The sequence below is a fragment of the Rhizorhapis sp. genome, assembly GCF_035276005.1.
Lineage (GTDB): Bacteria > Pseudomonadota > Alphaproteobacteria > Sphingomonadales > Sphingomonadaceae > Rhizorhapis.
Window position 1 is genome coordinate 1 of sequence record NZ_DATEMB010000037.1, and the last position, 14,732, is coordinate 14,732.

Below are 14,732 nucleotides of genomic sequence, written 5' to 3' on the forward strand. Positions count from 1 at the left end.
GCACATGTCCAGCCCGCCTCTCCCCTGGTCCAGCGGGTCAGCGCCAGCGCTTCATCCCACTCGGGGAGGCGGTGCAAGAGCTTGGATTCAGCCGAGAGCACGAAGGAGGCGCCGTCGAAAACCAGCTCATCCTGACCGCCAACGCGATTGAGATAGACGATGGGCAGGCCTGTCTCCCGTACCCGTGCGCCGGAAATGGCGTCGATGCGGTGCTGATCCTTGTTTACCTCATAGGGGCTGCCATTCGGGCTGATCAGGATTTCCGCCCCGCGTTCCTTGAGATGGGCGCAGACGAAGGGAAACCAGATGTCCTCGCAGATCGGCAGGCCCAGCTTCACGCCCCGGAACTCGACCGGCTCCGGCAGCGGGCCAGGCGCGAACAGGCGCTTTTCATCGAAGGTTCCGTAATTGGGCAGCTCCCGCTTCTGGCGGACGGCCACAATCTCTCCGCCGTCGAGGAGCGCCACGACATTGAACAGCACTCCCTGGGCCGCAATCACCGTGCCGACCAGCATGGCCGGGCCGCCATCGGCTGTGGCCTCGGCAAGGCGCAACAGTTCCTCCCCGGCCCGTTCGATGAAGGCCGGCTTCAGCACCAGATCCTCGGGCGGATAGCCGATCAACTGCAATTCGGGATAGACGATGAGGTCGGCCTCGCGCGTCCTTTCCCGCCAGAGCAGCATCGCATCGGCATTGCCCCTGAGATCGCCCACCGACTGGGTGATCTGCGCCAGGGCGATGGTGAGAATGTCGGCGGGTCGATCGTTCATGGCTGCGGTCCGTAAAACATTTTGGCACGGCTTGGAAATGGGTTGTGGGCTATCCGCCCAATCGCCCTATGCCGTTCGGGCTGAGCCCGTCGAAGCCCAATCCTTCCCTTCAACCCTTCGACAGGCTCAGGGCAAACGGGAACGGTAGCAAACCGGTTCCTTCAACCACCCCGTCCCCCCTCATTCAACAGCCCCTTTCCCAAAATGCATTTGGAGTCTACAGGGGCGCCGATTATCAGCGTCACATAGTTGTCACGGGGTGCAGACCATGAAATTGATGTCGGGGAATTCCAACCTCCCGCTAGCGCAGGCGATTGCCGACTATATCGAGCTGCCCCTGATCGACGCCAGCGTCCGCCGCTTCGCTGATGAGGAGATTTTCGTCGAGATCCATGAGAATGTCCGCGGCGAAGACATTTTCGTCATTCAGTCGACCAGCTATCCCGCGAACGACAATCTGATGGAATTGCTGATCATGGTCGATGCGCTCAAGCGTGCGTCGGCCAAGCGCATCACGGCCGTGCTCCCCTATTTCGGTTATGCGCGGCAGGATCGGAAACCCGGCCCCCGGACGCCGATTTCCGCCAAGCTGGTCGCGAACCTCATCACCGTTGCGGGCGCAAGCCGGGTGTTGTCCGTGGATCTGCACGCAGGACAGATCCAGGGTTTCTTCGATATTCCGACGGACAATCTCTACGGCGCGCCCGTCATGTCCGCCGACATTCAGGCGCGTTTCGGCGACAAGAACATCATGGTGGTCTCCCCGGACGTGGGCGGCGTGGTGCGCGCCCGCGCCCTTGCCAAGCGGCTCGACAACGCCCCGCTCGCCATTGTCGACAAGCGCCGCGAGCGCGCAGGCGAATCGGAAGTCATGAACATCATCGGCGACGTGAAGGGCCGCTTCTGCATCCTCATCGACGATATTGTCGATTCGGCCGGCACGCTCTGCAATGCGGCAGCCGCGCTCAAGAAGGCCGGGGCTGAGGAGGTCGTTGCCTATGTGACCCACGGCGTGCTCTCCGGCGGGGCTGTCGCCCGCGTGAATGCATCGGAACTGCAGGAACTGGTGATCACCGATTCCATCCTCGCCACCGACGCCGTTCGCGACTCGGACAGCATCCGCCATTTGCCCATCGCGCCGCTCCTGGGCGAAGCGATCAAGCGCATCGCGGACGAAAGCTCCGTCTCCAGCTTGTTCGACTGAGGCGATGGCGTCGCGCGACGACCTGCAACTCGCTCAGCGTCTTGCCGATGCGGCAGGCGACGCAATCCGGCCCTTTTTTCGCGCCCGCTTCGACATCGAGACAAAAGGCGATCTGTCGCCGGTGACGCAGGCGGACCGCGCCGCCGAAGCGGCGATGCGCTCCATCCTGGAAAAGGAGCGGCCGCAGGACGGCATCATTGGCGAGGAATATGGCAATGTGCGCGAGGACGCAGCTCATGTCTGGGTCCTGGATCCCATTGACGGAACGCGCAGCTTCATTGCGGGCCGGCCCATTTTCGGAACGCTGGTCGCGCTGATGCAGGAAGGCTGGCCGGTTCTGGGCCTCATCGACCAGCCAATCTCACGGGAACGATGGATCGGCCGGACCGGAGACGCGACGACGCTCAACGGCCAGCCGATCCGGACCCGGCCTTGCCGCGCACTCGACCAGGCAATCCTGGCCAGCACCGGTCCCCAATATTTCCCCGGCTGCACTGGCGAGCATTTCTCGATCCTGGCTGGCCAGTGCCGCGATGCCGTCTGGGGTGGCGACTGCTACAATTACGCGCTGCTCGCCACCGGCCATGTCGACATCGTCGCTGAAGCGGGCCTGAAGCTCTATGACATTGCCGCCCTGGTCCCCGTCGTCGAAGGAGCGGACGGGCATATGTGCGATTGGCAGGGCAATCCGCTCGACCGGGACAGCAAGGGCGATGTCGTCGCCATGGGCGACATCGCCCGGATGGACGACATATTGGAGGCGCTTGCCCATGGGCATGAAGGGCACTGAAGCTCTTCACCCTTGAGTAGCGTGTTTGCCCGGAGCCTGACGAACGGCTTGGCTCCTCCAGGAAAGTAAAGGGCTTCGACAGGCTCAGCCCCAACGGGTCTGATGATCTACCCCTTCAACGGCCCGCCGATCGACCAGACATGGCCGAATGGATCGACCAGTTGCCCATAGCGATCGCCCCAGAACTGGTTGTCCAGCGGCATCCGGACCTGCGCGCCCGCTTCTGTCGCCCGTGCCCACCACCGGTCGGCGTCGTCCACCTGCAGATGGAGCGTAACACTCGCCGGCGGGGCGCTTTCCTCGCCGGAATATTCAGGAAAATCATCGTTCAACATCAACGAGCCGCCATTGATCTGCAATTGGGCGTGCATCAGCCTTACGCCGTCGTCAGCGAAATGCCGGCGGGATTCCTGCGCGCCAAAAGCGCGGACATAGAAATCGATCGCTTCGGTCCCGCGCCGGTCGCGAATCGTCAAATGCGGGATTACGCCGGGCAGAACGGTTGCCTGCGTCTCGGCCATTTTCCTCTCCTTCAATGGGTCGACTCCCGGCAGAGTTTACGCGCGCGCGCAAGCGAAGCCAGCGCAAAGCGATGAACGATGCTTGCCTTGCCGCCAGTTCCGCCCTATAGGCGCGCCTTTCCACGATTCATGAGGGACTGCCCGGCCGATCATGGGCTGCCGTGGCCGTCTACAATCGTCGAACTGACAAAGGAGACAAAAATGCCCAAGCTCAAGACCAAGAGCGGTGTGAAGAAGCGCTTCAAATTCACCGCCACCGGCAAGGTCAAGCATGGTGTCGCCGGCAAGCGCCACCGCCTGATCAGCCACAACGCCAAGTACATCCGCCAGAACCGCGGCACCGAAGTGCTGTCCGACGCCGACGTCGCGCACATCCGCCTGTGGGCTCCCTACGGCCTGAAGTAAGAGAAGGACTAGAGAGATATGGCACGCATAAAGAGGGGTGTTACCACCCGCGCCAAGCACAAGCGGATTTTGGATCAGGCGAAGGGCTATTATGGCCGCCGCAAGAACACCATCCGCATCGCCCGTCAGGCCGTCGAAAAGGCCGGCCAGTACGCCTATCGCGACCGCAAGGTAAAGAAGCGGAGCTTCCGCGCCCTGTGGATCCAGCGCATCAACGCCGCCGTTCGCATGGAAGGCCTGACCTACGGCCAGTTCATGCACGGCCTGAAGCTCGCCGGCGTGGATCTCGACCGCAAGGTCCTGGCCGACATCGCGATGCACGAAGGCGACGCCTTCAAGGCCATTGTCGCACAGGCGCAGGCAGCCCTGCCGAACGCGTAACACGCGACAAGGCAAAGAGATCAAGGGTGCCGGGGCGATGCTTCGGCACCTTTTTTCTTGGGGGTGCCGATCTTTATTCGTCACGCCAGCAAGCGCAACGGCACTTTATATGTCGGCGTCACGTCCAACCTTCTGAAGCGCATTCGAACATCCGTCCCCGGTTTCACCCGCGAATATGGCGATAATCGCCTGATGTGGTACGAAATTCATGGGACCATGGAGAATGCGATCTTACGCGAAAAGCGGATCAGGAAATGGAACCGCCCGTGGAAAATCGAACTGCTCGAAGAGCGCAATCCGCATTGGAGCGATGTGGCAATCGGACTTGGATTCCCGAGGCTTCCAGATTAAGGCCAGCGGCTAAATCCTGATCGTCATTCCCGCGAAAGCGGGAACCCATTTCTCCTCAGGTTCAATGTTGGAGATTGCGGGTAGATGGGTCCCCGCTTTCGCGGGGATGACGAGAAAGTGGGAATGACGAACATATATGACAGACTTAAACAACCTCAAGACCCATCTCCTCAGCCAGGTCGATGCTGCCGCCACCCTCGACTCCGTTGAGGCCATTCGCGTGCATGCGCTGGGCAAGCAGGGGGAAATCACCGCGCTGCTCAAGACGCTGGGAAAGATGAGCCCTGAGGAGCGGTTGGTCGAAGGGCCCAGAATCCACGATCTCCGCGAAAGTGTCACCGCCGCCATCGCTGCAAGGAAGGAGGCGTTGGAAAGCGCGCTGCTGGAGGCGCGACTGGCATCTGAAAAGCTCGACATGACCCTTCCGGTGCTGCCCGAGCCGCAAGGATCGGTGCATCCGGTGAGCCAGGTGATGGACGAACTGGCGGAGATCTTCGCCGATCTTGGCTTTTCCGTCGCCACGGGGCCGGAGATCGAGGACGACTGGCATAATTTTAGTGCGCTCAACATCCCGGAGACGCATCCGGCGCGGGCGATGCACGACACCTTCTATTTCCCGGACGAGCGCAACGGGCACAGGATGCTGCTGCGCACGCATACCTCGCCGGTGCAGATCCGCACCATGACGTCGCAGGAGCCGCCGATCCGCATCATCGCGCCGGGCCGCGTCTACCGGTCGGACAGCGATGCGACGCACACCCCGATGTTCCACCAGATCGAGGGTCTGGTGATCGACCGGGGGATCAATCTTGGCCATCTCAAATGGACACTGGAGACCTTCCTCAAGGCCTTTTTCGAGCGCGACGACATCGTTCTGCGCCTGCGCCCCAGCTATTTCCCCTTCACCGAGCCGTCGGTCGAGGTAGATGTCGGCTACAGCGTCGAAAAGGGCCAGCGCGTCATTGGCGGCTCGGAAGGCTGGATGGAGGTGCTGGGGTCCGGCATGGTTCATCCCAATGTCATCCGCGCCTGCGGCCTTGATCCTGAGGAATGGCAGGGCTTTGCCTTCGGCACCGGCGTCGACCGGCTGGCGATGCTCAAATATGGGATGAACGACTTGCGCGCTTTCTTCGACGGCGATCTGCGCTGGCTGCGCCATTATGGCTTTTCGTCGCTCGATGTACCCACGCTTTCGGGGGGAGTGGGCGCATGAAATTCACCCTGTCCTGGCTGAAAGAGCATCTGGAAACCGGCGCAACGCTGGAGCAGATCCTTCAAAAGCTCAACGCCCTCGGCATCGAGGTCGAGGACGTCGAAAATCCTGCCGAGAAGCTGGGTGCGTTCCGCATTGCGCGCGTGCTGAGCGCCGCGCCGCATCCGCAGGCGGACAAGCTGCAGGTGCTCTCCGTGGACGCTGGTGCCGATATTCCTGGGGGCCCGCTGCAGGTCGTCTGCGGCGCGCCCAATGCCCGCGAAGGACTGGTGGGCGTGTTCGGCATGCCGGGCGCCTATGTGCCGGGGAGCGGCATTACGCTGAAGGTTGCTGCGATCAGGGGCGTCGAATCGAACGGCATGATGTGTTCCACTCGCGAGCTGGAGCTGGGCGAGGATCATGACGGCATCATCGAGCTTCCCGCCGACGCCCCAGTGGGGGAGGTCTATGCCGAATGGGCGGGCCTCAATGATCCCGTGATTGAAGTGGCAATCACCCCCAACCGGCAGGATTGCATGGGCGTGCGCGGCATTGCGCGCGATCTGGCAGCGGTAGGACTGGGCTCCTTGAAGCCACTCGACGTGCCCGCCATCAAGGGTGAAGGCCAGGGACCCGATGTCCGCACGGATGATCTTGCAGGGTGTCCGGCCTTCTATGCCCGTTCGGTCAAGGGCGTGAAAAACGGCCCGTCGCCCGAATGGCTGCAGAAGCGGCTCAAAGCCATTGGGCAAAAGCCGATCTCAGCGCTGGTGGACATCACCAATTACATCATGATCGATCTTGGCCGTCCGCTGCACGTCTATGACATGGCGAACCTCAAAGGCGGCCTTGTCGCACGCAAGGCGAAGGCGGGCGAGGAAGTGCTGGCTCTCAACAGCAAAACCTATCGCCTTGAAGAGGGCATGACGGTCATCGCCGACACAGAAGCGGTGCACGACATTGGCGGCATCATGGGCGGCGAGCATTCGGGCGCGCAGGAGGGCACGGCCGATGTCCTGATCGAATGCGCCTATTTCACCCCGGAAGCTATTGCGCGAACGGGACAGAAGCTGGCCCTCACCTCCGATGCGCGCAGCCGTTTCGAGCGCGGGGTCGATCCTGCATTTCTCGATGATGGCCTCTCCATCGCGACGCAGATGGTACTCAACCTGTGCGGCGGAACTGCGACCGAGGCGACCTATGCTGGCGAACCGCCGCTTGAAGTGCGCAGCATCGCCTTTGATCCAGCCGCGGTCCTGTCGCTCGCTGGCGTAGAGGTCAGCCGCGACATGCAGCGGGCGATCCTCGAGAAGCTGGGCTTTGTAATGGAAGGCGCTGAGAAATGGGCCATCTCCGTCCCCTCATGGCGTCGTGACGTCGAGGGCAGCGCGGACATCGTCGAGGAAGTCGTCCGCATCTACGGCATCGAAAAGGTGCCTTCCATCCCCTTGCCCCGCGTGCCGGGTGTCGCAAGGCCAACGGCCACGCCGCAGCAGTTGATGGAGCGCCGCGTCCGCCGCGCCGCCGCTGCGCGCGGGCTCAATGAGGCGGTGAACTGGTCCTTCATCTCGGAGAAGGAAGCCGCCTCCGTGGGTGGGGGCGATTGGACGCTGGCCAATCCGATTTCCGAGGAAATGAAGGTCATGCGGCCTTCGCTGCTCCCCGGCCTGCTTTCGGCGACGCAGCGCAATGCCGATCGCAGCGCGTCCTCCGTCCGCCTGTTCGAAGTTGGGCGGCGCTACTTTTCGGATGGCGAGCGCGCCACCGTGGGCATTGTGCTCGCCGGCGACAAGACGCCCCGCAACTGGAAGGGCGGCAAGGCAAGCCCCTTCGACGCTTTCGACATCAAGGCGGAAGTCGTGGCGCTGCTCGCCGCGGCTGGTGCGCCGGTCGAAAATCTCCAGATGATGGGCGAAGCAAGCGCCGCCTATCATCCCGGGCAGTCGGGGACGCTGCGTTTGGGGCCAAAGAATGTGCTGGCCGAATATGGCGTGCTGCATCCCAAGATGGTGAAGCAGTTCGATCTGCCGGGTAGCGCCGTGGCCGCCGAGATCTTCCTTGATGCCATTCCGGCCAAGCGCCGGATCGGCTTCATGCGCGCACTCTATGCCCCGCCCGCATTGCAGGCGGTGAAGCGTGACTTCGCGTTCCTGGTGCCCGAAGGTCTGGAAGCGGAGCAACTCGTCCGCGCCGCGCGCAGTGCCGACAAGAAGGCGATCGTGGACGCGCGGCTGTTCGATGTCTTTGCCGGCCAAGGCGTGCCGGAAGGGCAGAAATCCCTTGCGATCGAAGTGACGCTGCAGCCGGGCGAGAAAAGCTTCACGGAAGAGGAACTGAGCGTGATCAGTGCCGCAATCGTGAAGGCTGCGGAGAAGCTCGGCGGTACGTTACGGGGTTGAGAAGCCAAGCAGGATTTCGTCATTCCCACGAAAGCGGGAATCCATCTCCTGACCTATGCCCTAGAGCATCGTGCGCAAAAGTGGGAACCGGTTTTGCGCGAAAAACGATGCGACAACAAAGAATTAGAGCGCCCGCCCGCGTCAGATTAAACGCAGCGCGCTCTAGACGGAACGCCGGAAGCTGGATCCCCGCCTTCGCCGGGATGACGAATAGAATTGAAAAGAGCCGAGAGCATGACCATTCTTACCCGCCGTACCTTCGCGATCATCTCGCACCCCGACGCGGGGAAGACCACGCTTACCGAAAAGCTGCTGCTGGAAGGCGGCGCGATTCACCTTGCGGGCGAAGTCAAGGCGCGCGGGGCGAACCGGCGCGCGCGGTCCGACTGGATGAAGATCGAGCAGCAGCGCGGCATTTCCGTCACCTCGTCGGTCATGACGTTCGAGAAGGATGGCCTTACCTTCAACCTGCTCGACACGCCGGGACACGAGGACTTCTCGGAGGACACCTATCGCACCCTCACTGCCGTCGACAGCGCGGTGATGGTGATCGACGCCGCCAAGGGCATTGAGCCGCAAACCCGCAAACTGTTCGAGGTCTGCCGCCTGCGGTCGGTCCCGATCATCACCTTCGTCAACAAGGTGGACCGCGAGGGACGCGATCCCTTTGCCCTGCTGGACGAGATTGCGGACATGCTGGCGCTCGATGTCTGTCCGATGAGCTGGCCGGCGGGCATGGGCGGGCAGTTCGAGGGGATTTACGATCTTTATGCCAATCGGCTGATGCAACCGACGGGTGACAGCCGTCAGTTCGAGGGGAGGACAAGCGCCTTCACCGGCCTGGACGACCCAAAATTGGCGGAAACGCTCTCATCTGAGGGTCTGGAGCGGCTTCGCGAGGAGGCGGAGCTCGCGCAGGCGGGCTATGCGGAGTTCGATGCGGCGGCCTATCGCCATGGCGACCTCACGCCGGTTTATTTCGGATCGGCGCTCAAGCAGTTCGGCGTGACCGAGCTGATCCAGGCGCTCGGCGAACATGCCCCCCCGCCCCGTCCTCAGCCGGCCGAGCCAGCGGCAGTCGATCCGGAGCGGAACGATGTGACGGGCTTCATCTTCAAGGTGCAGGCCAATATGGACCCGCAGCATCGCGACCGCATCGCCTTCATGCGGCTTTGCTCGGGCACGTTCCGGCGAGGCATGAAGCTGACGCCGAGCGGCCATGGCAAGCCGATTGCGGTGCATAGCCCGATCCTGTTCTTCGCGCAGAATCGCGAGCTGGCGGACGAGGCTTATCCCGGCGATATCATCGGCATTCCCAATCACGGCACGCTTCGGGTCGGCGATACGCTGAGCGAAAAGGCCGATGTGCGCTTCACCGGCCTTCCCAATTTCGCGCCCGAAATTTTGCGCCGCGTGGCGCTCAAGGACCCGACCAAGACCAAGCAGTTGAGGAAGGCGCTGGACGACCTATCGGAAGAAGGCGTGATTCAGGTCTTCTACCCTGAGATCGGGTCCGCCTGGATCATCGGCGTGGTGGGGCAGCTTCAGCTCGATGTGCTCCTTTCCCGCCTGGAGGCTGAATATAAGGTGGATGCTGCGCTCGAAATGTCGCCCTTCGATACCGCCCGCTGGATCGGCGGGAGCGAGGCCGCAATGAAGAGCTTTGCCGACATCAACCGCTCCAATCTGGCGAAGGACCGGGACGGCAACCCCGTATATCTGGCGAAAAGCGCCTGGGACGTGGGTTATGTGCAGGACCGCAATCCCGACATCCGGTTCAGCGCGACGCGGGAAAGATAGCATCAGTCCGCCCGGCGGAGCCACTCGCTCAGGCTGAGCGCGCTTGACGGGGCGGTTTCGGCCTCCATGCTGTGCTCCACGATATCGATTACCCAGCCCTTCCGCTCTGGGGTGACGCCAGCCGTGGCATCCGAGGGCACCCAGAGATCATATTGCCGCATATGGGCATCGGCGGCCGTGAAAAGCAGGCAGATGTCCGCCGCAATCCCGGTGAGGACCAGGCGGCTTACCCCCAGCCGTGGCAGCAAGACCGGCAGGTTGGTTGCATAAAAGCCCGAAAAATGGGGTTTCACGACGAAATAGTAGCGCTTGCGGGGACGGAGCTTGCGGACGATCTCCTTGCCGCGGCTTTCAGGGCGCAGGCAATATTCGACGATGGCGGTGGTGTCGCCATGCCAGAGGCCGTAATTGTCGTTCACATAAACCACCGGCACTCCGCATTTGGTCGCCGCGGTTCGAAGCTTTGCAATGATGTTCGCCGCCACCAGCCCCGGCGCCGCCATGGACGGGCCTTCGGTGAATTGCAGGTCATTGATCATGTCGACGATGAGCAGCGCGGTGGCGCCAGGCGCCTTTTTCTTCAGTTCGATGTCTGCCACGGGTCCCTCATGATCAGCGGAGCGACCCACTGCTATGCCTGCGGGGAAACACGGATAGGGGTTTGATGTTCCACCCGGCAAAGCCGAGCCTTTTGCCCCTGCAGCGGCGTTCACTGAAAATCCCGGGATTTCGGCAATATCCTGACATCTCTCGGATGCGCCGCCCGGGGGTAGAGGGGGTGGGTGAAAATGTCGGCGCGCGATAGTTCGATATGCGGCTGGCGATCCTCCGAAAGCCGGTCGAGTTCGGCAGTGCGGTCAATGATGCGCGCGGCCATCAGGTGAACGACCCCCTCTTCGCTGCGCTGCACCTCTCCCTCCACCAGCATCAGGCGAGAGGCCATGACGGGGCGGCGGTAGCGTTCGAAAAGCCGTGCCCAGATGAGGATGTTGGTGATTCCCGTCTCATCCTCGATCGTGGCAAAAATGGCATTGCCCTTGCCCGGCCGCTGGCGGACCAGCACCACGCCCGCCGTCCTCACCCGCGCGCCATTTTTGGCGGCGCTTGTCTCTGCACAGCTCAATATCCCTTCCGCCCGGAAGAGCGGACGGAGGAAGGCCATGGGATGTCCTTTCAGCGACAGGCGCGTCGTTTGATAATCTGTTACGACATGTTCGGAAAGCGGCATGGCGGGAAGATTGGTGTCCGCCTCTTCAGCCAGTTCCCGCGCCTCAGCCGCGACGAACAGGGGCAGCTCGCCATCGGGCATACGCCGCACCTCCCACAGGGCCTGCCGGCGATCAAGACCAATGGAGCGGCAGGCATCGGCATCGGCAAGCAGCCGCAAGGCACGCGCCGGGAGCCTCGCGCGACGGGCCAGTGCTTCCATGCTGTCGAACGGCCCTTCCTCCCGCGCCGCCACCAGCGCCTTGGCCCAATCCTCACGGAACCCGTCGACTTGGCGGAAACCCAAGCGGAGGGCGGGGGAGTATTCTCTTTCTGGAGACAAATTGGGTTCCCGCTTTCGCGGGAATGACGGTTTTTTGGGTTGGGTGCCTGCAGCCTCCAACCCATTGTCCCAGAAGCTCGTATTGATATCCGCCGCTCGCACCTCCACGCCATGCTCGCGTGCGTCGCGGACGATCTGCGCCGGAGCATAGAAGCCCATGGGCTGGGAATTGAGCAGCGCGCAGGCAAAGACCGCCGGATGGTGGCATTTGATCCAGGCCGAGACATAGACCAGCTTGGCAAAGGACTGGGCATGGCTTTCAGGAAAGCCATAGCTGCCGAATCCTTCGATCTGCTTGAAGCAGCGCTCGGCGAAATCGCGTTCATAGCCCCGCGCCGTCATGCCGCTGATGAGCTTGTCCTTGTAGATGTGCATCTTTCCAAGATTGCGGAAGGTCGCCATGGCGCGGCGGAGGCCATTGGCTTCATCGGGCGTGAATTCGGCAGCGACAATCGCGAGCTTCATCGCCTGTTCCTGGAACAGCGGAACGCCCTTGGTGCGTCCGAGGACCTCCACCAGCTCATTGGCATTGTGCGGCGGCGCGGGCGAAGGAAAGACCACCGCCTCCTTCCCGCTCCGGCGCCGCAAATAGGGATGCACCATGTCGCCTTCGATGGGACCTGGACGAACGATCGCCACCTGGATGACCAGGTCATAGAATTTCCGGGGCCGGAGGCGCGGCAGCATGTTGATCTGCGCCCGGCTTTCGACCTGGAAGACGCCGATGCTGTCGCCCTCGCAAAGCATGTCATAGACGAGGGGGTCCTCGGGAGGGACATTGGCGAGGGTGAGGGCTTGGGGAATTTCGTCTTCCTGATCCGTCATCCCCGCGAAAGTGGGGACCCATCCATCCTTTTGGTTCAATGTTAAGGATTGGGGCGAGTTGGGTGCCCGCTTTCGCGGGAATGACGGGGGAAGGTTGGCGATAAGTTCAAAACTCTTGCGGATGCAGGTCAGCATGCCAAGCGCCAGCACATCGACCTTCATGAGGCCAAGCGCGTCGATATCGTCCTTGTCCCATTCAATGAAGGTACGGTCCTCCATCGCCGCATTATGGATGGGTACGGTCTCGTCCAGCCGGTCCTCGGTCAGCACGAAACCGCCGACATGCTGCGACAGGTGGCGGGGGAATTGCAGCAGTTCGCCCACCAACCGGTGCAGCCGCATCATTTCCGGATTGCCGGGATCAAAGCCCGCTTCCGTAAAGCGTTTTTCCGGCATATCGCTCGCATAGCTGCCCCAGGCGGTCCCGGCGAGGCGGGCCGTCACATCCTCGCTAAGACCCAATGCCTTTCCGACTTCCCGCACCGTGCTGCGCGAGCGGTAATGGATGACTGTCGCCGCAATTGCAGCGCGATGGCGGCCATAGCGGCGATAGACATATTGCATGACCTCCTCCCGCCGCTCATGTTCGAAATCGACGTCGATGTCGGGCGGCTCGCGGCGCTCCTCGGAAAGGAAGCGGGAGAAGAGCAGGTTGTTTGCAACCGGATCGATCGAGGTGATGCCGAGCAGGTAACAGACGGTTGAATTGGCCGCCGAACCCCGGCCCTGGCACAGGATCGGCGGCTCCTGGCTGCGCGCGAAGCGGACGATGTCGTGAACCGTCAGGAAATAATAGGCATAATTGCATTTGCGGATGAGGGTGAATTCCTCATCCAGGACCTTGAGCAGCTTTTCCGGCAGGCCATCAGGATGGCGTTTGCGCGCCTCCTCCATCACCAGATGTTCCAGCCACTCCTGCGGCCTCCAGCCCTCCGGCACGGGCTCATGCGGATATTCGTAGCGCAGCTCGTCGAGCGAAAAGCGGATGCGCGAGAGGAGGCGCAGGCTTTCGCCGATCGCCTGGGGACAGTCGCGGAACAGCCGCACCATTTCCTGCGGCGATTTCAAGTGCCGCTCGGCATTGGCGGCGAGCAGGCGGCCCGCATCCGCAATGGCCACGCCCTCGCGGATGCAAGTGACTATGTCGTGCAGTTGACGCTGCTCAGGCGCGGCATAAAGCGCCTCATTGGCCGCAAGAAGCGGCACCCCTGCGGCAGCTCCCAGGCGCATGAGCTCCGCAAGACGGCGGCGGTCGGAACCGGATCGAGCCATGCTCGCCCCGATCCAGACGGAGCCCGGACGGGCGGCGGTGAGCTGGGAGAGGAGCGAAGTTACTCCTTCCGCATTTTTCTCGCGCCTTTGCGGGAATGACGAAGGAAGGACGATCAGCAGCAGATCTTCGCAATATTCCAGCAAGTCGGAGAGATAGAGGGTGCAATCCCCCTTTTTCGCGCGCCGGTTGCCCACCGTCAGCAAGCGTGTCAGCCGTCCCCAGCCAAAACGGGTCTCAGGATAGGCGACAATGTCCGGGGTCCCATCGGCAAAGACGAGCCGCGCGCCCACGGCCAATTTGAAATCGACTGGCTTCTCCGCCTTCTCCTGAGCTTCCCGCAAGGCCACATGGGCGCGCACAACCCCTGCGACGCTGTTGCGGTCGGCTATGCCAATGCCGGCAAGGCCGAGTTCCATCGCGCGCGCGACCATGTCGGAAGGATGCGAGGCGCCGCGCAGGAAGGAGAAATTGGTTGCGGCGATGAGTTCGGCAAAATCGGCATCCTTGCCGGTTCCCTCCCGTTCGGGCTGAGCTTGTCGAAGCCCTCTCCTTCTGGAAGAAAAGCCCTTCGACAGGCTCAGGGCAAACGGAATAGGGGTGCTTCCTGAATCCAGAGCGGCCTCTCCCGCCGGGGAGGATTTGCGCTCCCCCCTCATGCGAACACCCCGTGCAGATACCAAAGCGGATTCATCGCCTCGCTGCCGTAAAGGCCATGCCGGAAAATCCAGTAGCGGCGGCCATGCGCGTCCTCGACACGGTAATAATCCCGCGTGAGCCCCTCTTCCTGCCGCCACCATTCATGGGCGATCCGCTCCGGCCCCTCGAAGCGGCGTATCTCATGAAAGGTCCGCCGCCAGCGGAAGCGGTGGGGCGGGCCATCCGGGACCTCTGCCAACACCTCGATTTGCTGCGGCGGTTCGAACATGTGGAGCGGACGCATGGGCGGTTCCCCCGGCGGCGAGACCGGCCATTGCGAGGACGGCTTCCCAGCGGCATCGGCGGCAGGCAGGGCAAGCTGCGTCTGTTCGGGGATATGACTGTCGCGCGGGCGGAAACGCTTCAGCCGGGCGCGGCCGAGACGGGTGCTGAGGCGGTCGACCAGCGCCGCCACTTCCGCCTCACTGACACTGCCCCCTTCCAGCTTCAATTGGGCGGGAGCAAGCCCTTCGCTGCGCGGGACAGAGAGACGGATCATGTCAAAGCCGAAACCAGGATCGAGCGGATCGGACAGGCTGTCGAGCCGCTCCCGGAACAGCCGCATCACAGCTTCCG

13 protein-coding genes are annotated in these 14,732 nt (G+C 62.5%); 8 read left to right on the forward strand and 5 right to left on the reverse strand.

Annotated elements, in window-relative coordinates:
- The coding region (locus VJS46_RS08530) for a nitrilase-related carbon-nitrogen hydrolase (protein ID WP_324059499.1) at positions 1-770 on the reverse strand (770 nt) is incomplete at its 3' end.
- 268 nt (positions 771-1,038) lie between these two features.
- Here VJS46_RS08530 and VJS46_RS08535 point away from each other — a divergent pair.
- Together VJS46_RS08535 and hisN are read left to right on the forward strand one after the other, a co-directional pair.
- A complete protein-coding gene (locus VJS46_RS08535; RefSeq protein ID WP_324059501.1) occupies positions 1,039-1,974 on the forward strand; it encodes a ribose-phosphate pyrophosphokinase in 936 nt (311 codons plus the stop codon).
- A gap of 4 nt (positions 1,975-1,978) precedes the next feature.
- The gene (hisN, locus tag VJS46_RS08540; RefSeq protein WP_324059503.1) at positions 1,979-2,764 is read left to right on the forward strand and encodes a histidinol-phosphatase; all 786 of its coding nucleotides are present in this window, start codon (positions 1,979-1,981) and stop codon (positions 2,762-2,764) included.
- A gap of 107 nt (positions 2,765-2,871) precedes the next feature.
- On the opposite strand, the gene VJS46_RS08545 is transcribed toward hisN, so the two are convergent.
- Positions 2,872-3,285 (reverse strand): VOC family protein, encoded by a 414-nt coding sequence (locus tag VJS46_RS08545; protein ID WP_324059506.1) that lies wholly within the window; start codon positions 3,283-3,285, stop codon positions 2,872-2,874.
- Positions 3,286-3,486: 201 nt separating this feature from the next.
- On the opposite strand from VJS46_RS08545, the gene rpmI reads away from it, so the two are divergent.
- The 6 genes from rpmI to VJS46_RS08575 all read left to right on the forward strand — a co-directional run bounded on the left by rpmI (position 3,487) and on the right by VJS46_RS08575 (position 9,813).
- Positions 3,487-3,690, forward strand: a complete 204-nt coding sequence (gene rpmI / locus VJS46_RS08550; RefSeq protein WP_324059508.1) for a 50S ribosomal protein L35 — start codon at positions 3,487-3,489, stop codon at positions 3,688-3,690.
- Between the two features lie 18 nt (positions 3,691-3,708).
- Positions 3,709-4,071 (forward strand): 50S ribosomal protein L20, encoded by a 363-nt coding sequence (gene rplT / locus VJS46_RS08555; RefSeq protein WP_324059510.1) that lies wholly within the window; start codon positions 3,709-3,711, stop codon positions 4,069-4,071.
- Positions 4,072-4,134: 63 nt separating this feature from the next.
- Positions 4,135-4,422 (forward strand): GIY-YIG nuclease family protein, encoded by a 288-nt coding sequence (locus tag VJS46_RS08560; protein ID WP_324059512.1) that lies wholly within the window; start codon positions 4,135-4,137, stop codon positions 4,420-4,422.
- A gap of 136 nt (positions 4,423-4,558) precedes the next feature.
- On the forward strand, positions 4,559-5,635 hold the full coding sequence (pheS, locus tag VJS46_RS08565) for a phenylalanine--tRNA ligase subunit alpha (protein ID WP_324059514.1): 1,077 nt from the start codon (positions 4,559-4,561) through the stop codon (positions 5,633-5,635).
- The gene (gene pheT / locus VJS46_RS08570) at positions 5,632-8,013 is read left to right on the forward strand and encodes a phenylalanine--tRNA ligase subunit beta (protein ID WP_324059516.1); all 2,382 of its coding nucleotides are present in this window, start codon (positions 5,632-5,634) and stop codon (positions 8,011-8,013) included. Before pheS ends, pheT begins: the two co-directional genes overlap by 4 nt.
- 234 nt (positions 8,014-8,247) lie before the next feature.
- Positions 8,248-9,813 carry a peptide chain release factor 3 gene (locus VJS46_RS08575; protein WP_324059518.1) on the forward strand — a complete coding sequence of 522 codons (1,566 nt, stop codon included), beginning with the start codon at positions 8,248-8,250 and terminating at the stop codon, positions 9,811-9,813.
- 2 nt (positions 9,814-9,815) lie between these two features.
- On the opposite strand, the gene VJS46_RS08580 is transcribed toward VJS46_RS08575, so the two are convergent.
- The 3 genes from VJS46_RS08580 to VJS46_RS08590 form a co-directional block, all read right to left on the reverse strand.
- Positions 9,816-10,412 (reverse strand): isochorismatase family cysteine hydrolase, encoded by a 597-nt coding sequence (locus VJS46_RS08580; RefSeq protein WP_324059520.1) that lies wholly within the window; start codon positions 10,410-10,412, stop codon positions 9,816-9,818.
- A gap of 110 nt (positions 10,413-10,522) precedes the next feature.
- The gene (locus tag VJS46_RS08585; RefSeq protein WP_324059522.1) at positions 10,523-14,116 is read right to left on the reverse strand and encodes an error-prone DNA polymerase; all 3,594 of its coding nucleotides are present in this window, start codon (positions 14,114-14,116) and stop codon (positions 10,523-10,525) included.
- Complete coding sequence (locus VJS46_RS08590) at positions 14,113-14,721, reverse strand: hypothetical protein (RefSeq protein WP_324059523.1); 609 nt, start codon at positions 14,719-14,721, stop codon at positions 14,113-14,115. The genes VJS46_RS08585 and VJS46_RS08590 overlap by 4 nt, the downstream gene beginning before the upstream one ends.
- Positions 14,722-14,732: the final 11 nt, after the last annotated feature.